The sequence below is a fragment of the Undibacterium sp. TJN25 genome (genome assembly GCF_049339885.1).
In the GTDB taxonomy this organism is placed as follows: Bacteria; Pseudomonadota; Gammaproteobacteria; order Burkholderiales; family Burkholderiaceae_D; genus Undibacterium.
In genome coordinates, this window is record NZ_JBMPPM010000004.1 from 37,826 (window position 1) to 56,881 (window position 19,056).

The window sequence follows — 19,056 nt, forward strand, 5'->3', positions numbered from 1 at the left end:
GGAACTGATAGTGCATTAATTTCTGGCCAGTTCACCAATATCGAGCGGCGCCACCACCCTTCGCAAGTCGCTGCAGCTCTACAAATCAAGTTGAATATCGGTCAACGGTGTTGCGCAACATATGAGTGCAGCTCCCATCAACGGCGGGTCTAGCGGGTTGGGGGAATAAACTATGTCACCGTCGATCAGCGAGCACTCGCAGTTGTGACACACCCCACTTCTGCATGACCATTTCACTGGAACGTCGCATGCCTCAGCCAGTTCTAGCAGAGACGCAAACCGAGTATCCCAACGCAGCGTCAATCCACTCTTGACCATCGTGACCAAAGGTCCGGTTCCCGGTTCGCCTTCCGGCAAATGGGGGGACCGGAATGTCATTTCCAGCCCAGGAAGATTCGAAGGATTACCCGCTCCGAACGCTTCCGAATGGACCAGTGCTCCGTTCACTCCCCAGTCTTTAAGGGAAGCACTCAACTCAGCGATAAAATTCTCCGGACCGCAGAGGTAGAAATGGGCATCTTGGGGGACGCCGTCTCGCTTGAGCGCCGCTAGATCGATGCGGCCCCGGTGGTCATAGTCTCTTCCAAGGATATCGTCATCCCTAGGAGAGCTATAAAAAATACTAAATCTAGCATCCGGCAGGAAATCGACTATTTGCTGTGCTTCTTTCGAAAACGCATGATGTTCGCCATTCCTTGTACCATGGAACCACCACAATTTACGTTCGTCTTCGCTTTCAGCATTTGCGATGCTATACAACATCGCGAGCAGCGGCGTTACACCAATACCTGCGCTCAGCAAAACTACTGGCCGTTTATCGGCGCGCAGGACGAAAGTCCCGCGCGGCGCGCTCACTTCGACAAGCTCATCAACGCCAAGACTTTCATGTATAAATCGGCTGACACCACCAGTCGATTCGCGTTTGATAGTGATCCGATAAGCACCGGTTCCCCCTGGCCCAGAAAGAGAGTAATTGCGCGTCGCAGGCGCGGCTTGCGAAGGCAAACTAACTTTTATAGTAAGATGCTGGCCAGGTAACGCATCTGGCAGCGGCGTACCGTCGAGGCTGACCAATACAAACGATTTAACATTTGCAGTCTCACTACTTACCGACTTAACCCTGAGACGTCGAAAGCCCAACCAGGCCGCAGGAATAGCCGCCGAAGGAGACAAGGCAGCATTCCCGACACGATGATGCTCTTCGTCTGTCGCTAGCAAGGCTCTGAACGACTCCCGCCAGCCCATACTTAGTGGAGAGATTTTCATCGCGCGCTGCAGCAGATCTACTGGATGATCCGCGGAATACAGTAACGAATCTATATCGGCGACCGTCATTCGCTCTGCGCCATCCGCAATTTTCTGGATATGGTCTCCCGCAGCAATCGACCCCTCTTGAATGACGCGACAATAGAAACCAGGGCGGCGATGCGACACCAGTAATGCCGCAATTTCGGGATATTGCATCCGTATGCCCAACTTATAACAAGTGACCCTGGGTTGGGTCACCTCAAGAATTAAATCTCCTATCTGGAATCGATCCCCAATACAAACCTCGTCGTCTGCCAGACCGTCGACCGTCAGGTTTTCTCCAAACTGCCCTATCTCCAAGGCAGGCCTCTTCAAATACTTCTCCCAATAACGATACGATTGCGTCTGATAGACCATCACGGCGCGATTCTCCCCCCCATGCCCTACAGTATCCGCCTGGCCGTCACCCGCAATGTTCAGGCGTCCAACATTTACTCTGCCTGCAATCGGATATTTCCAGATCGCCGTTTGCACCATCCGCCCATGCCATTCGACATCACGTGGTAGCCCAACATTCACAGACACAACGGTGCTCATTTTCATTCCTCCCCAGTGCTGCCTAATCTGACTTCTGCGTCCGCAGATTACCTACACACTTTCATCCAACGATGCACCGCTTCGCGATGTTGCTGCCAAGATCACGCCAAACTGACCGTCCACGTCTGTCCAGTCCGCCAATGGCTGCCATCCTCCGGCACGTAATAACACGTCGACATCACGCGGCCCATACTTATGGCTGTTTTCAGTGTGGATGGTCTCACCTCTCCGCATCGAGAAATCATACCCTTCTATCGTGAAATCCACGTCGTACAAAGCTTCCAGATGCATTTCTATGCGAGCGTGATCGTCATTCCATTTTGCGAGATGCCTGAACGCTTCAACCGGAATCGTACCGTCCAGTTCACGATTGATGCGGCAGAGTAAATTTAAATTAAATTCCGCAGTCACACCCTGTTGGTCGTCATAGGCTGGTATCAAAATCGCAGGATCTTTGATCCTGTCGATACCTATCAACAACATGCTGTCCTCACCCAGCGTTTCCGCCATCGCCCTTAATAAATCCACCGCAGCTGGAACTAAAAGATTTCCGATTGTCGAACCTGGGAAAAACCCGAGACTTCTCGTGCCCTGTATCCCTGGTGGAAGCGCTACTGGATGGGTAAAATCCCCTTCAATAGGAAATACGGGAACCGATGGAAACATTTTTCCCAAGTTCTGCGCCGACTCCCTCAGAAAGTCTCCAGAGATATCGATCGGGACATAGGCAGATGGAGAGATTGCAGACAGCAACAAAGGCGTTTTGGCGGAAGAGCCCGAACCAAATTCAACGACCGCGCGACCAGGCCCCGCCATTGCAGCAATTTCGCCCGCGTATTTCAGCAATATCGAACGTTCACTACGCGTTGGATAATATTCTGGCAGTGCGGTAATAGCCTCAAACAACTCAGAACCTCGCCTATCATAGAACCAGCGAGCAGGTATTTCCCTTGGGGAACTCGCCATTCCCTCCAGCACGTCTGCACGGAAATTTTTGTCGACAGTTCCTTTTATTAGCATCCGCGTATCTTCGTGGGAAATCAACATCATAGGTCCTTTGCTAGTCGAACGCCGGTGAACTGCCAGCGCTGGTGTGGGTAGAAAAAATTTCTATATGTCGCACGGACGTGGCCTCGTGGCGTCGCACAGCTCCCCCCTTTGAGCACGAACTGTCCCGACATGAATTTCCCGTTGTATTCTCCAACCGCACCAGGTTCGGGGACAAATCCGGGATAAGACAGGTAAGCTGATCCAGTCCATTCCCACACATCGCCAAACATCTGCTGCAACCCGTCATCATCCGGCGCACACAACGGTTGCACCACCCCGGCCTTGTCCATAAACACGCCAGCACTTGGATTTAACGAAGATGCAGCATGCTCCCATTCCGCTTCGGTTGGCAATCTCGCACCCGCCCACCGTGCATAGGCATCTGCCTCGAAATAGCTGACATGCCGGACAGGTCCATCTAAATCCAGCAACGTTACTCCATCAAGTCCAAAATGCTTCGTCCAGCCCCCATGTTGGTCACGGCGCCAGTATAGCGGCGACTCTATAGCATGCTCTTTCACCCATGACCAGCCATCTGATAACCATAGCGCGGGATTATGATAGCCTCCATTATCAATGAAGATTTGCCACTCTCTATTCGTAACCACACGATCTGCGATTGCATGAGGTGCAAGCCAGGTTGTATGTTCGGGCTTCTCACAGTCGAATGAGAAGCCATCTCCACTATTGCCAATCCTAACTGGCCCTTCAGCCATGGTAATCCACTGCAAAAGTCTAGGATTTGTTGGCATTGCCTGGCCAGGAGTTGCCCAAACCGTCGGTTCCAGCGGATTGATAGAAAACAAATGCAAGATGTCAGTGACGAGTAACTCCTGATGTTGCTCTTCATGCTGGCAACCCAACCATACGAGCTCCAGTGCCGCCGGCGGCAAAAGCGGAATCATCTCCTTCATTTTCTGGTCCACATAAAACCGATAGGCAATGACTTCCGCCAGGCTCGGACGGGTTATCAGCCCCCGTTGCGTGCGCGGAATACGCGCTCCCTTCGCCTCGTAATAACTGTTAAACAAGAAGGAAAACCGGTTGTCATAAAGGTGGTACGTATGAACGTATTCACAAAGCACAAATGTTTCAAATAACCATGTCGTGTGCGCCAGATGCCATTTCGCTGGCGAGGTATCTGACATCGATTGCGCACTTGCATCTGCTTCGCTCAACTCGCTAACCAGTGAAATGGTGAAATTCCGCACCCTCTGAAATCGATCCAACAGATTTTCATGGGGACTTGGCACATCGCATTTAGATACCGCTGAAGATAATACGTGCATTTCAATTTCCTTGACCTTGGCGCATAGCGCCAGCAAACGCGACATTTCTTCCATCGACCATACACATGCTTTCTTGTAAAACTAAATTTCTTAAAATCAAGAATCTTATTTTTAATTCAAAAAATCTTTTTTAAAAAATTAAATAATAACCCTTCAAACTACATTTGACAAGTTATTAGATACGTGCAACGATCGTGGTATGGAGAACTAAATAATAACGAAATGATGGGTCAAACTCGAGATTGCCCACAGACAATTCTGGGAGATAAATATGAAAAATGGTGTGGTGATCGTAACGGGCGCAAGTCGCGGAATCGGACAAGCGACGGCAATTCGATTAGCAAATGACTTTGCAAAAATCGTATTGGTAGCCAGAAGTGGAGATCTGTTGGAAGAAACTGCAGCGTCGATAAGCTCGGCTGGTTCCGAGACATTAACGATTGAGTGCGACCTACGAAAGCCGGATGTCGCGGAGATGATCGTGAAACGCACGCTGGCTCAATTTGGCAGCATTAACTCTGTCGTTAATATTGCCGGCGCTGTGCCGCAAATTGATCTTTTTGAGATGACGGATGAACAATGGGAAGACGGCGAAGCATTGAAATTGCATGGAGCGCGACGTTTGACTTTGAAAGCGTGGGAAGCTTTGAAGGCAAGCAAAGGTTCTGTCATATTCACGTCCGGCAATTCCGCTCTCACTCCAAAGTCAGGGTTCGCCGCCGTAGCCACAGTCAACGCTGCAATTGTCGCACTCGCCAAGGCGTTTGCCGACCGGGGCATCTCGGATGGCATTCAGGTAAATAGTGTGCTGCCAGGTCCGGTGATGACTGACCGCCGCCGCGGTTATCTAGAGAAATACGCGATAACAAAAGGGATGACCATTTCTGACGCGATTGAACACTTTCCGGTACAGGCCGGCATTAGCCGCTACGGAAATCCTGAAGAAATTGCAAACCTGATCGGTTTCATTCTATCTCCTGCAGCACGCTGGATGACAGGAACTGCTTTGCGTATAGATGGCGGCGAAATCAAGTCAGTATAAAACACATGGAGTGGCGAACGTCATTGTAACAACGCGCGCTCGCAGCAATCGGGAAATCATGGCCTGTATTCAGCGCTGCGAAAATTTACGTCGAATTCGAGCACGTCAGATTGTCCAAAAAATTCGAAATTATTCAAGACTGACACTTTTTCAATCTCTAATTCTCCTGCCAAAGAAGTGTTCGGCTTTGGCAATTTTTATCGATAAACATGGATTGCCTTGATTTCTCCTCCACAGCTAATTGTCCCTGTTGTTCAATAGTAGCACTCACGAAAGATAAAAAAATGGACTTCTCGAACTGGAATGTGCGGACGCGACTAGCGGTCGGATTTGGATTCATGCTTGTTCTGCTACTGACGCTGGCGGCCGTTAGCGGATACCAAATCCGCAAGACGGCATCAGAAACGGAGCAGGTATTAAAGAATGAACTGCGCTCTGAACGAAATATCAATGAGTGGCAAACGCTGATCGAGGTAAGCTTACAACGCGCGTTGGCCGCGGGAAAGTCCGACGACCCTAACGTCCAGAAATATTTCGAAGACGCGATAATAGCTGGCAGTGCCCACGCAACGGATCTGCAGAAACAAGTGCTCGAGTCCTTGAGCGACGATGCTGCAAAAAAACTCTATCAGGAAGCAATCAAGCTTCGCATCGTTTATCAAGATGCCCGCAAGCAGGCTTTCATGCAGAAACAGTACGGCGACGAGAGCGAGGCCAGCCGTTTCTTCGACAATGAATTGACTGGCTATGCGACAGCCTACTCCAACGCAGTTACTAAGCTCCGGGAATATCAACAACAGCGAATCAATAAGATGGCCGGAGCCGTTGAACAGCGTAGCAAGACCACTGTCGACTTGGTAAGCGGAACGGCGCTTCTGGCTCTCGTGGCCGCTGTCTCGATCGCGTTCCTGATTACCAGGTCAATCCTACTCCAGTTGGGCGCAGAGCCCACTTACGCTGTAGAAGTAACCAGTGCTATCGCCAATGGCGATCTCTCACAAAATATTCTGATCAAAACAGACGATCACACTAGCCTGTTGCACAGCATAGCGACGATGCGCGACAATCTGGCGAACATTGTTAGCGACGTTCGCCGGGGAACCGATCGTGTACTCCATTCGGCCACAGAAATCTCCGACGGCGCCCAAGATTTATCCAGTCGAACTGAACAGCAGGCAAGCTCGCTTGAGGAAACGGCCTCATCCATGGAAGAATTGACTGCAACTGTACGTCAAAATGGAGATCATGCGCGCCAAGCTGACTTGCTGGTCCAGCAGGCATCGGACGTCGCAACTACTGGAGGTTCTGCGGTGACAAAGGTCATCAACACAATGGATGGCATTGCCAGCTCGTCTCGACGAATGTCAGACATCATCGGTGTTATTGACGGGATCGCTTTCCAAACGAACATTCTTGCACTAAACGCGGCGGTGGAAGCCGCAAGGGCCGGCGAAGAGGGTCGTGGCTTCGCGGTGGTCGCTACAGAAGTACGAGGTCTGGCACAACGCGCAGCAAACGCTGCGCGGGAAATCAAAGAATTAATCAGTGCGTCAGTTTTGCTAACTACGTCCGGCACTGAGATGGCCGACAGCGCGGGCGACACAATGAAAATGGTTGTTCAAAGCGTACAGTCAGTTTCCGACCGGATTACGGAGGTAGCAAAGGCAAGCGTCGAGCAGGAAACGGGCATAGAACAAATTACGATAGCCGTTAGTCAAATGGATACTTTCACTCAACAAAACGCAGCTCTAGTAGAACAGGCTGCCGCCGCTGCGGAGTCCCTCAAAGAAGAAGCAAAGTGGCTTTCTCAGTTGGTCAGCAAATTCAAATTAGGCGATACAGGCAGTCACGCGGAAAGCCAACGCATATTTGCAGTAAGTCCAATTTCGGTCTCTGAACACTCCCCGGCGCCCTTTCCTGTGCCTCGCGGAAATGCCCGTGCTAGTAAAAATCTAAAGGGCATGAAGCTAAACAATTTATAGATGGTGTCTCGTTGTCGCTCACGAATCGCAACCGGGGTGTTTTTTTAAGAAGGTCCAGTTCCATGAACTGGCCTACTTTACGCTCCAAGGGGGCAATGTGGACTTCGTATTCAACCACTGTCGTGGCAGCAGCTTCTTCCAGATCCAACTCACCGCGATCAAATTGGATTAGCCACATCTGCATGATATTGGCGCGAGAGTCTATGCGTCTTTAATGCCTCTCGACGTCCGACTTTACCGCTACGAATAATCGCTGCAGACCTGGATTTTGAATTCCAGGCTGCGCCGACGATATGGTCTCCTGACTGACATGGTGTCTCTCCTCTTGTGAAGGCTCGACAAGCGTATCATTTCTTCTCGCCATCTTGGTCCAGCTCGAGGGGTTCAGTCCAAGCCGAATCAGGTCGCATCTTGTCGCGCCAACCATTCCCGCGGGCTCACGCCTGTCTTGCGCCGGAATGCGCGAGCCAGCGCAGATGGGCTTTCGTAACCGACCTGCCCCGCAATGATGGAGATAGGATGGCCGTCACGCAAACGTCGCTGCACAAGGCTGATACGCCAGCCTGCCAGATAGTCTGCAGGTGTATTGCCGATGACCGCCTTAAAATGTGCGGCGAAGCCCGCCCGTGACATGTTCGCCACGCCGGCCAGTTCCTCAACACTAAAAGGGTGCTGAGGCCGCGCATGCATCAGATCCAGCACCCGTGCAATACGTGGGTCCGCCAGTCCAGCCAGTATGCCCTTGCCGAGCTTGTCTGTTTTCAATATATGCCGCAGCAACTGAATGATCAGTAACTCGAATAAACGGTCGGTCGCCGCCACTTTGCCGTATTCATCGCTGAACGCCTCCTGGAACAGCCAGTTGAGCGTGTTACTCAGGCTTGGCAAGTCTGCCAGCAGCAATACCATGTACTCCGGCAAGGCTGTCGCGAGCGGATTGCCGAAACCACCGTCGAAGTGTATCGACGCGCAAACCAGTTCTGCCTTGTCCTCTTGGCTTGCGAGCAGCCTGTGATGATAAGGCCCGGGAAAAAAAATCAACGCAGGCTCCGCAATCTCTATCTCCGTCCCGTTTTTTAATACTAGCCTCATGCGCCCGGCACGCAGCAAATGGATATGTCCGTATGGCACGCCCTCATCAAAATTGGCGATGCCGCAATGGCCGCCACTATGAAAAGTGCCTGCGTGAGCACCAAACTGCACTAGCAGCGTCGAAGTATGATCCATATTGCCCCCAGAGTGCATTTTTAGACGATCGGTTGCTTATTATGGAGGATATGCATCCGAAACGACAGAAAAACTAGTTATCGTTCCTACTCTCGCATTAAAGTCTACATATTCAATTTCTACAACCAGAACCATAGCCATGCAAGCCGAGCATTCATCATTAACGAAGCAGCCACTTACGAAGGGCAATGTGGCATGACAGTAACAACCCTGCAATCATCCGCTAGGTTCGCACTGGATGCATTTGGCCGCCGTCACCAGGTGTGACATCGTAATAATGGAGCTGACTCCGACACCGGCAGCGCAAAAAATGGCGAACTCGTGAGTGTGAACGGTAGGTTCAGGGTGGAAAAAAAATGCAGCACATGGACCTAATTGCACAGTCAAAAAAAATGTCGACGTTCGCCTCCACTTATTTTGTACGCGACGCGCGCATGGCCAGGATGAATGTGCGAGATTCTCGGGTTTTGCTGTTCGGGAATTTTCTAGGTGGCATACCCAGCAGCAGTTGTACCCTGGCCGCACCGGACTTATCGTCAAATGTGCGGTCATGGCAAGACGTGGAAGGAAAAGTACGGGTCAGACGCACGCACCAAAATATCTGATCGAGCGTTTATCGCCTTCCTCATGCAAGTGCGATGTCCTTAGAAGCAACCAGTAACCTGACTAGTCAGGCCTTTCAATAAAATTAAATTACAACACCTGGTCTGCCCTGCCAGAACAGATGTTCCAGAATGGTTGTATCATTATGCATAGTATCTCTTTAGGTTTCTTCTCCATCTCTGCCACCCAATTGCTGATGCTGGGCTCTCTCCTACTGGCCGCCGGCGTCGGCCACATCGTGGGAAAGCCAAAAAAAGTCGGCGTTCTAGACCTGCTGCTGGGAATGACACTAGCAGGCCTCGTTGTCGCGCGCATCGTGTTCGTCGCCATTTGGTTCCCTTTGTATCTTGCTTCTCCGCTATCGATGCTGGACATCCGTGACGGCGGCTTTCATATGTGGGCCGGCGTCGTAACAGGCCTTGCCTTCGGAGCCTGGCGTTGCTGGAAACGTCAGGAACTCGTCGCCCCTCTCACTGCCGGCCTGCTCGCTGCTTTTGTGGTAGGTGATATGGCTGGCGCATCCCATATTTCCGCCATGTCCAAAGAGGCAGACCTGCCTGCGTATAACTTAAACACGCTAGACGGCAAACCCACGACACTTGCAAAGCTTGCACATGGGAAACCTGTTATCGTCAACTTGTGGGCGAGCTGGTGTCCACCCTGCAGGCGCGAAATGCCAGCTCTCGCGGAAGCCCAGCGCCGGCACAAGGACATGGTATTCATCTTTGTAAATCAAGACACGGACGTCGCGGCGGCGAAGCAATTCATTAGCGACACCCATCTTGTCATCGACAATGTCGTACTTGATCCAGCAGGACAGATTCCACAAGCAGTCGGCTCATCGGCACTGCCGACCACCCTCTTTTATGATGGCGGAAAGCACATGGTAGATCTTCACATCGGCGGGTTCTCGATTGCGTCATTTAGCGATGCTCTGGACAAGTTTACCGAGACGCTGAAAAAGAATGAGCACGCGAAATAAGATAAAAAAACAGCAGACACGAGCCGACAGCTACAATATCGACTTAAGGTTTTTTCGCTGAATCTACCAGTGTAGACACCCTGCATACTGGGTGCTTTGGCAAATGATGGCCCCCCCCCCCGATAACTCTATGGCAGCCGAGCCACTAGTACCACGTCGAGACGAGGTGCTGGCGTTAGGACATGTAATGCGCTAAACGCTAGCCACATTTGTCCATTCGATGTGCCTAGCTCGACTCCACAAGCGATTGCTCCGCTGCACGGAGGGCTTGTCTCGACAGTTATGCCGTTGCTGCTGTGCGTTCGCAGGTTGGCAGTCCATTCGCGTAGCAGACCGCCGCGCGCACTAAGTGCTTTGTTTCAAGCTGGTGAGATTCTTTGCTAGCCAAAGCATATACATTGCATTCTTTCAACGAAATACAGATAATGGTGCCCCTTCGGGGCCTGGCAACCAGGACTGAATCGACAGGCGAAACTTACCGCCACTCACAATTAATTTCAGTAGAAATGAATGGCTAACACTATTACGCAAGTACTCAGCTTCTGGCGCGACGTCGAAATCTTTAACATCCCCTCTGCTCCGACTACAAAAGATCAAACGGACCGCATTAAGATCATTACCTTGAAGCCAGGCGAAACTCTGCCCTGGCGCCGGCAAGAGTATCAAGGAAATGCACAATTTGGCTTTGTCCACGTTGTCCACCTTGGCGTAACCGATATGGAGGCGTTATCCCGTCTGCTGCTCCGGGCGATTCACAAGGATAAAGAGCTGAGCGAACGAGAGTTGCAGCGGATGCAGGGCATGGGCTGGATGGCAACCTTTGTCGCCGACGAAAACGGGCGTCCAAAGGGTAAGACCTATCTACCGGCCAGTTTCGCCTTAGGCGCGGACATGCGCCGGCGCTCTTTACCAATGGATGGTCTGTCAACACGCCTTGCTGGCGCTGTCGAGGAATTCCAGCAGCGATGCCACAAGATTGAGGGCGCTGAAGCCGGCATTGCGAATGCCCAGGACACGGAAGTCGTGTTTGAGGCATTTACCTGGTCCGACCTTGACCGCGAACTGGGTGTTGTACGAAGTCTTCTTGGTGAGGAAGCGCAAGGCGCCTCCATCGACTGGAAAGTCGTCGTCAAGGTCATTAAGGTCAATCGCCAGTATCTGGAAGCGGATACTGCCACAGCGATCGAATACCTGAACTCCTTTTATCTGGAAGACCTGGACCGGCTTGTCGCTCAGTCCAAGAAAAACAAACCTTTCGGCAAGGCATTAAGCGCTTACCTTGGGCTGCCGGTACCTGATGACCAGCGCATTGACATCCTGCAGCGCCAGGATGCCATGACAGCCCTGACCAGCGTGACCAGGTTGTCAAGGGCGCGCTGGCCAGCTTCGCCGCATCACCCTCTGGTACTGGCACAGCAGGCAGTGGTGGCGCAAATCATTTCCGAGGTGGGACAAAAAGGCGGCACCATCGGAGTCAACGGCCCTCCTGGGACGGGTAAAACGACTCTGCTGTGCGATGTGATCGCAGAGGTGGTCACCGAGCGCGCCCTAAGGATAGCGAATCTCAAGCGGCCGGTGGACCTGTTCGAAGAAAAACGCCAAGTTGGCGGGAAGAACTTCTTCCCGCTCAAAGCGAGTGTGATGGGCGCCAGCGCCATTGTGGTTACCAGTTCAAACAACGCCGCGGTTAAAAATATCACGCAGGAACTCCCTGCCCGAAAGAAGATCGCTGGCGAATATAAGGATGCGGAGTATTTTGAGGAAGTGATCCGGGAGATCTTCGTGTCGCAAAAAGTCACCGATGATGAAGGTACGCCGGTTGACAGCTGGGGCCTGGTGGCTGCGGCGTTGGGCAATGCTGGCAATCGGCGCAGCTTCGCCAAGGCCTTCTTCCGGGATGACTACGTACTACCGGAAGAGAGGGCGACAGCGGATAAAAATGGGAATGCGGAGTCATTCGGTAGTGGACAGACTTCCCTGCTTCCCGACGATGTATCGTCCAGCCAGTCTATTGCGCCTGCCGCTCGTCGTGGAATAGCAATCGCGGACGCAGAGCATGTCAACGGCGACCTGGTCCCCCTTCCGCCCACGATGAAACAATTGCTGGAAGCGGCGACGAATGAGTTCGCTCGCTATCAGGCAGAGTGGCAGTCGGCGAAGAGCAAGTTACTGGAAGTAGTCAATGAATTCGACGAAAAGCGGGCAATCCTGGCCAAAGCAGAAAAATCTGCACTGACCATTGACGATACACGTCGTCGGCTATCGGAGCACCGGCTTGCGGTCCAGGCGATCGAGGACGATCATGCGCGCATCGTGCTGGAAGTGAATGCGATCACGGAGACGGTGTTGGATCTGCGCCGCCTGGTCGATGCACGGCAATCAGCCCTGATGCAGCTACAGGCGGCCAATCTCCCAAATCTGTGGGACCGTCTGCTGGCCATGCTCGGTATCGAAAGCGGCCGTCGAACGAACGCCCGAAAGCTGCTCGAAGAACCAACCAGGCTGTTGTCACAAGCGAGTGAGCAACTCGCTGAAACATCGCGCCTTAAAAAGTCGCTGGAAGCCAAGGCCAGCAATTTGCAAGAGCGCTTACGTGCGATGGAGCTGGAACAACATGCTCTGCAGAAGAAGATACTAAAGCTGGAAAAAGAAATAAAGGCTGGCTTTGCGCTGGGTGCGCGGCATTTTGGGGATGAGCGCTTCTGGGCACTGCCCAACGACGTCCGCCACCGCGCATCAATTGCGGTGAGCCCGCAGATTGATCACCTGCGCTCTCGCATATTTTTGCAATCGATGGAGTTGCATCGGCTGACGATACTGGCGAATGCGGGCAAATTTATCAGCAACTTCCGCCTCGTATTTGGCATGCTGACAGGTAAAGGCAATGATAGTCTAATGCCTGAACACCGGAAAATCGTCTGGGATGCATTTTTCTTTGCCGTGCCGGTCGTGTCAACCACCCTCGCCTCCTTTGACCGTCTGTTCGCAGGCATGGGGCAGGATAGCCTTGGATGGCTGTTAATTGATGAAGCGGGCCAGGCGACACCGCAATCCGCGGCGGGCGCCATTTGGCGCAGCCAGCGCGTGGTATTGATCGGCGATCCACTACAGATAGAGCCGGTCTTTACCGTGCCTCTGGATATCGTCGAGAATTTACGAGAATTGAACGCGGCGGCACCGACCTGGTCTCCCAAGTCAGAATCGGTACAAACCCTGGCGGACAGGATTACGCGATTCGGTTCGTGGATTGGTGGTGATGAAACGGACGAGAGTGCATCCCGTATCTGGACAGGTATGCCACTGCGCACGCACCGACGTTGTGACGATCTAATGTTCTCTGTATCGAACCGCATCGCCTATTCCGGCCAGATGGTACAAGGCAAGGTCAATAAAGAAGGGGTGTCCGTCCCCTCCAATTTCTCATCTGTCCTAGGGGAAAGCACCTGGTTTGATGTATCGGGCGAGCAATTCCAGCATCCTGTGGTCGAAGATGAAATCGACATATTGATCAATCATCTCCGTCAGTTGCAACAACACCCTGCTTTTACCGTCGCCGACAAACCAGGTCAAACACCTAAGATCGGCAAGATCTATGTGATCTCCCCGTTTCGCAAGGTGATCGGTGCGTGCTCGGCGCGCGTCAGGCAGGCGGGTATATCAAATGTAGAGGTGGGGACCGTCCATACGTTCCAGGGCAAGGAAGCCGATATCGTGTTTTTGGTATTGGGGACGGCACCAGGCCCTGCTGGCGCCGGCGCGCGCTCCTGGGCGGTTCAGACGCCAAATCTGTTGAACGTGGCAATGACACGGGCGAAGTGCCGACTGTATGTGATCGGGAGTGCGTCGGACTGGAGTGGTTTATCGTTTATGTCGGAGCTTTATCGTGCGTTGCCTAAGAAGCGAGTTGGCAGGTCGATGAATTCCTTACCGATTCAGGATAGCTTGCCGTTGTAGGAAATTGGTTGCTGCTCAAATGCATAACCTTCGAAGAGCAGCAACACCTTAGTCCGACCTGGTATGTCACTGTTTGAGAACACAATATGCCTGCTCTCAAGTTTTTAATCTAAGCCTGTCTGCCTTCTGGAAACCACTTAGACCTAGATAATGCTCCTGGCAAGATGGAAAAATTAGCGTTTAAGTCGAGAAAAAATTGCCCTCGCTCCCAAAATAGTTACCAAGGCTACGGCGACTCGGAAAGGCATGCTAGCCAACATACCCGACGCAACTGTAACAGTACACGCGGCAGCAGCGCTGGCGAAAAAATCGCCGTTGATGAAGCAACTAGGGAGTTTCATCTGCAGCAAGTCTCGGATAAGTCCACCGCCTACTGAAGTGAGAATTGAAAAATATAAAGCGCTCGGTAGGAGGTGAGGCCCGGCACCAGCCAGTGACTTCGCAGCCTCACTTCCCAGCGCCACCGTAACAGCGATCGCAATGGTATCCAACGTTGCTACGGCAAACGATACTCGAGCGTCAGGCTTACCGTCTTTCACGCTAAGGCGCAGCATGAACACTGCCACACCGGACAAAATGCACAATGGAATGAGCGCCGGAGCGGTGGTAGCCCAGACGGGCTTCTGCATCAAAAAAGCATTGCGAATAGTCCCTCCCCCGGCTCCGACGAGAAGCGCGGACACGAAAAGCCACCAGCAATTTCTATGCTTAATGGATCCATATGCACCCGAGACTGCAAAACATATACTGGCAGCAATGTCGACGCCGAGAAGCATATTAATTTTTGCCGGTGCCACCAATAAAGACACTGTCCAGGACAAGAAGAAAAATACCGCGACAGAAATCATAGCCACGGCAGCTTGCATTGCATATTTCGACAATTGGTTCATGGTGCTCTCCCCCGATAGTTACCATGAAACTCACTATAGATTGTCTACTCGTTCGACATGAGCGTTTCCGTCCATGAGTTTATGGATAAGCGATTTATGTATCGGACGACACTTTGCATTGAAAAGCTAAACGGTCATAAGACAATACCGCTCATCCGCAGCCGTATCTTTCATACTTCGACTTTTCCTGAAAACAACAACTGCACATCCATAAGTTAATGGCTAAATAAATTAGACAGGACAGAGGTTTTTCCTTACCATCATTAATTGCATTTACGACAATAACAGCAAAGGGGCGGTGATGAGGGATCCACAGGTTAAAGATTATTCCAATGCCCTGCTGCTACAGTTCGGCATCAATAGCAAATCTAGCCTTGCGCCTGAATTCATCGCCTGGAATAGCTATTGGATCAATCATTGCCGGCCAAATACGTTCGATAAAAATCACCAAGATGAGGCCCTTCCCAGTACCCCCGCACCGAAACAACCGAGCAATAAGAAAAAAGGTCGCTTCCAAAAAGTAGAGAGATTGAGTGAGTCAATTTCTGACGACCAGATAGGACTGGGTCTCGCATTTCGCTGGTTCTTACTCTTGGCGTCTCTTTACGTGCATGACTTTCCGGTCAAACCGCCAACCAGAGACCAGATGATAGAGGATATAGACGTTCTGACGTTCTCTCAATTTTGCGATAGTGTAGGCCGCCAAGTCTGCAGCATTCGGAACATTTTCAAACTAGGCACAAAGGACAGCATAAAAAGTCCTTTTCTCCTTCATAAAGCGTACACCAATACCCTGAATCTACGAGAGCTGTGCAAGCAGCATCGCATGAGATATCCAAAGATAGGGATGACGACAGATCGGTTTTTATGCCGCGTTACTGGAGCAAAAGCTTATCTGCAATTCTTCAACATGCTAATTCACGGTGGAAACTGCATCTCTTCCAACTCAAGTCTGATTGCCCCAACCCCCTACTTTCAGGAACGGTCATCAGGCTCGCAAGAGCATGACGCAATGGCGGCCTTAATGAATGAACTCAAGGTAACGCATGACGGAAAGCCCATTATCGGCGTGACCTTGCAAGATGCGCCGCAAGGGCTACGCGCGATAGCCCATGAAATCGCAGCACGTGTGGATGCAGACCCGGAAGATTTTCGTCCATGCATATTAATACCCGTCTCAACGCAAGAAGCCCCCCACGATATTCGCAGAGACGTCGATTACATCGCAACTATCCTTATCCAATTCTTATCTGGAAAAAAGGTAAACCCTTCCGACAATAATCTGCCAGATGAATTTTCTGCCTCAAATGATCGTAGATCTACCTCATTTCAATCGACGGGAGCGACCGACAAATTGCTATTTGCTCGATCGCTACTCGCAAAAACAAACGGCGCAATTATCGTATTTGTTGGGCATGATCCCGTCTCTGGCCTCTACCCCAACCTGGTCCGAGCGATAAGACACTCGTCCTCGCTGCAGCTCGTTTTGGACATACTCGTTCATCCGTTGATTTCAGATACTCCGCCCGACAGCGCTTTGAAGGCATATCAGCGGACTCACATCGCCATTCTTTCTGGAGGGAAGCTTGACATATCTCCAGTCTATCGGCGCAGGGAAATTTTATTCACGCAGCCCGACGCCAAGCACTCTGCAGCTATCCTTGCGTTGCACATAGGCGCAGCAGAAAATAGAATGCGAGGCGCACGAAATGCCGAGAATAGAATCAATCAATTCAAAAGTGCATTGCTGGATCGCTCATCGGGCGTCCCTGGAGAATCAAAACTAGCTGCGTTTTGCCAAGGACTCAGCGTGGGGCAAATAGCTCCGATACCGAATCGTGGAGAAAAGCTGGAGTGGGATGAAAATATTATCCATTTAATGGTTACTGGCATTACGAGCGAACTGGATTTACTTCGTTTGCGTTTCATTGCATTGTCAGAGTCCGGCGTAAAGAAAGAAACGTTGGAATTATGGACAATGGTCTGGATTGATTCTGTAGAAAAATCGACATTTAGTCTTCCCTCTGAGCTTGCGGAATATAAGGCACAGCTATATTCGCAGATGAACAGTTCGGTCGATGACTTCTTGTGGCGTTACCGCTTCATACTAGTGGTTACACGAGGTCGTGGCGCCGAACGTGGTATCGAGTCGCGATTTCACCCCTATGCCTATCCATCATATCCAAATGGAGCGAGCTCCATCGCTCAAAGCGCATTAGAAAATCCCAACTTTATCAATGCGCCTACCGACTCCATAAGCTACATGTACCCTGAAATTCGCGATGCGGTTCTTAGCGACATTTCGTCTCACACAAGAAAGCAACGACAGCAATACGAATGGGAACCATATCTGCTTCGGCAAATCATTGCAGCTGAGGGTTTACGGCAGCACGTTATCCAGCGCCGAATCTGGGCAATCAACCAAAGCATAGACCCATCCACATTTAGAAGAATTTTTGAAACTCTCTACAACGGATTCCTTAGCCTACCGCCATTTTCGCTGCACGCCGCAAGCGAGAATTGGCCGCAGATAACCTGGCCCGCCGGCTTTTCAGGAACGCCTGAGCAGATTTTCAAGATGCTTTACGAAATACTATTCAGGGAAATTTTGGATGGAAATTCAGCCCATCGATTAAGCCGTCAATTTGGCTTTGATGCGGTTCGCCTAGATCTATTAAGACTGGCCCATTCGGCATTTTCAGATCAGGTCAATCAATCCCCTTTCCAGCAACATCCTGCATGGGCAAACACACAGACGCAACCCGGTCAAAAATTCTTAATCGATCACTACGTATCTGCGGGTATTTCTGCGCGTCGCATCGGAAAATACGCGAAGGACGATGGACGATTCGTCGTGGAAAGACTACAGGAATTTCGCGATGATCCGATGGAAACTGGCCTCCGAAATCGGCTTCACAAAACCATCGCCGACTTCGAATTTGAAAATCTGGGTTATTTCGAACGCGATGCAAAAAATGGCAGCCTAGCTGCCTTAGACTTCTGTAAAAAACACTTAGAAGATCAGCACATCGATTTGCGATTTATCGAGGATTTACTCAATAAAAATTCCCAGTTGATGATTGGCGATCCCTCTCTATCACGCGAAATTGAAGACAGTGCAAAGAGGGTAATCGCAACATGCCGCGCGATCGAAGAAGTTGAGGAGGTTAGTGATTGGCTTTCGAGGTATGCAGACCTTCTATACGAACAAAGCCAAGCCTATCTCAAGAGCGGAAACTGGAATGAGAATACGGAAAATACAAAAAAACGTGGTGCCTACGCGCTTGCCGCTTACACCGCTACCGTGACGGCAAAAAAAATTAGAGAAGAAGGCAGGGGCTCGAATTTTCCACAACTCGAGCCTCATTTAACCCCCCTGGGCTTACGCGTCCTTGCGCGCTCTGGTCTAGAGCTCGTCAGAATTCTCCGGACAAACGAGGAACGGCTCACCCAAATAAGCTCCAGCCGCCTCTTCGAACTAATACAGGAAATACGAACAGCCCTTGACTGGTACGCACTCAAGTACGGTGGATTCGCACCCGAACAAGTAACGATGCTACTGCTAGAATCGCGATTTGCACGCACCGTCGGAGAAATATCGGAAATAAAGGACGGAAATTCCGAGGCTAGACACCTAGTCGCCCTCGGCTATATCAGGCGAGCGGAATTGGCGATGTTCGGGTTTGGTTTTCGGCCCAGACTTACCGTGCGAATGCTCCTTGAAAGGTGTGCAACAGTAAGAGGACTTGGAACGGCCGTTTATGACAAAATTCGCCAATTGCCGTCAATATCGGAGATACAACTCAGAGTGGCACACACTTCGTTCCCTACTCCTCAAGCCAGTCAGAGCTCACAGAAAAATAGTGCTTCCACTACCGATGGGCGACGCGACATGGAAGACTATTTATACAGGACAGAAGAACTGGAAAGATCCTTGCGGCTAACCCAACTAGCACTCATCGACGCTCACCATGCCAGGGGTGTTATACAACAGATATTTGGCTGGAAAACTCACATTGACGCAACAAATACGCTTGATGACGAAGGCTGGCATTTACAAACGAAGAAGCAAATCGACGCAACCGAAAGAAGACTCAATGACATACGTGCCTTGCTTCAACGATATATGACTTTGTACGAAAAAGTGACCCGACACGCGACACAGGGACGATAGATACAAAAATCTTGATCC

10 protein-coding genes are annotated in these 19,056 nt (G+C 51.1%); 5 read left to right on the forward strand and 5 right to left on the reverse strand.

What is annotated here, in order from left to right:
* Positions 1 to 78: 78 nt before the first annotated feature.
* From ACO0LO_RS10375 to egtB, 3 genes are read right to left on the reverse strand one after another with little or no spacing between them, the layout of a single operon-like run.
* Positions 79 to 1,845: an MOSC domain-containing protein gene (locus ACO0LO_RS10375; protein WP_422964152.1), complete on the reverse strand. Its 1,767-nt coding sequence runs from the start codon at positions 1,843 to 1,845 to the stop codon at positions 79 to 81.
* A 51-nt stretch (positions 1,846 to 1,896) separates the two neighbouring features.
* Entirely contained in the window at positions 1,897 to 2,895 is a 999-nt protein-coding gene (egtD, locus tag ACO0LO_RS10380) for an L-histidine N(alpha)-methyltransferase (protein ID WP_422964153.1), read from the reverse strand.
* Positions 2,892 to 4,184, reverse strand: coding sequence for an ergothioneine biosynthesis protein EgtB (gene egtB, locus ACO0LO_RS10385; protein ID WP_422964694.1), 1,293 nt, complete (start codon positions 4,182 to 4,184; stop codon positions 2,892 to 2,894). Before egtB ends, egtD begins: the two co-directional genes overlap by 4 nt.
* 271 nt (positions 4,185 to 4,455) lie before the next feature.
* On the opposite strand from egtB, the gene ACO0LO_RS10390 reads away from it, so the two are divergent.
* Together ACO0LO_RS10390 and ACO0LO_RS10395 are read left to right on the forward strand one after the other, a co-directional pair.
* Complete coding sequence (locus ACO0LO_RS10390; protein ID WP_422964154.1) at positions 4,456 to 5,226, forward strand: SDR family oxidoreductase; 771 nt, start codon at positions 4,456 to 4,458, stop codon at positions 5,224 to 5,226.
* Positions 5,227 to 5,510: 284 nt separating this feature from the next.
* Positions 5,511 to 7,208: a methyl-accepting chemotaxis protein gene (locus tag ACO0LO_RS10395; RefSeq protein ID WP_422964155.1), complete on the forward strand. Its 1,698-nt coding sequence runs from the start codon at positions 5,511 to 5,513 to the stop codon at positions 7,206 to 7,208.
* Between the two features lie 399 nt (positions 7,209 to 7,607).
* On the opposite strand, the gene ACO0LO_RS10400 is transcribed toward ACO0LO_RS10395, so the two are convergent.
* A complete protein-coding gene (locus ACO0LO_RS10400; RefSeq protein WP_422964156.1) occupies positions 7,608 to 8,435 on the reverse strand; it encodes a cupin domain-containing protein in 828 nt (275 codons plus the stop codon).
* Between the two features lie 748 nt (positions 8,436 to 9,183).
* On the opposite strand from ACO0LO_RS10400, the gene ACO0LO_RS10405 reads away from it, so the two are divergent.
* Both ACO0LO_RS10405 and ACO0LO_RS10410 read left to right on the forward strand, forming a co-directional pair.
* A complete protein-coding gene (locus ACO0LO_RS10405; protein ID WP_422964157.1) occupies positions 9,184 to 10,020 on the forward strand; it encodes a prolipoprotein diacylglyceryl transferase family protein in 837 nt (278 codons plus the stop codon).
* A gap of 510 nt (positions 10,021 to 10,530) precedes the next feature.
* Positions 10,531 to 13,974, forward strand: coding sequence for a DEAD/DEAH box helicase (locus tag ACO0LO_RS10410; RefSeq protein ID WP_422964158.1), 3,444 nt, complete (start codon positions 10,531 to 10,533; stop codon positions 13,972 to 13,974).
* A gap of 173 nt (positions 13,975 to 14,147) precedes the next feature.
* On the opposite strand, the gene ACO0LO_RS10415 is transcribed toward ACO0LO_RS10410, so the two are convergent.
* Positions 14,148 to 14,864, reverse strand: coding sequence for a trimeric intracellular cation channel family protein (locus tag ACO0LO_RS10415; protein ID WP_422964159.1), 717 nt, complete (start codon positions 14,862 to 14,864; stop codon positions 14,148 to 14,150).
* A 301-nt stretch (positions 14,865 to 15,165) separates the two neighbouring features.
* On the opposite strand from ACO0LO_RS10415, the gene ACO0LO_RS10420 reads away from it, so the two are divergent.
* On the forward strand, positions 15,166 to 19,038 hold the full coding sequence (locus ACO0LO_RS10420) for a hypothetical protein (protein ID WP_422964160.1): 3,873 nt from the start codon (positions 15,166 to 15,168) through the stop codon (positions 19,036 to 19,038).
* The last annotated feature ends 18 nt before the right edge of the window (positions 19,039 to 19,056 follow it).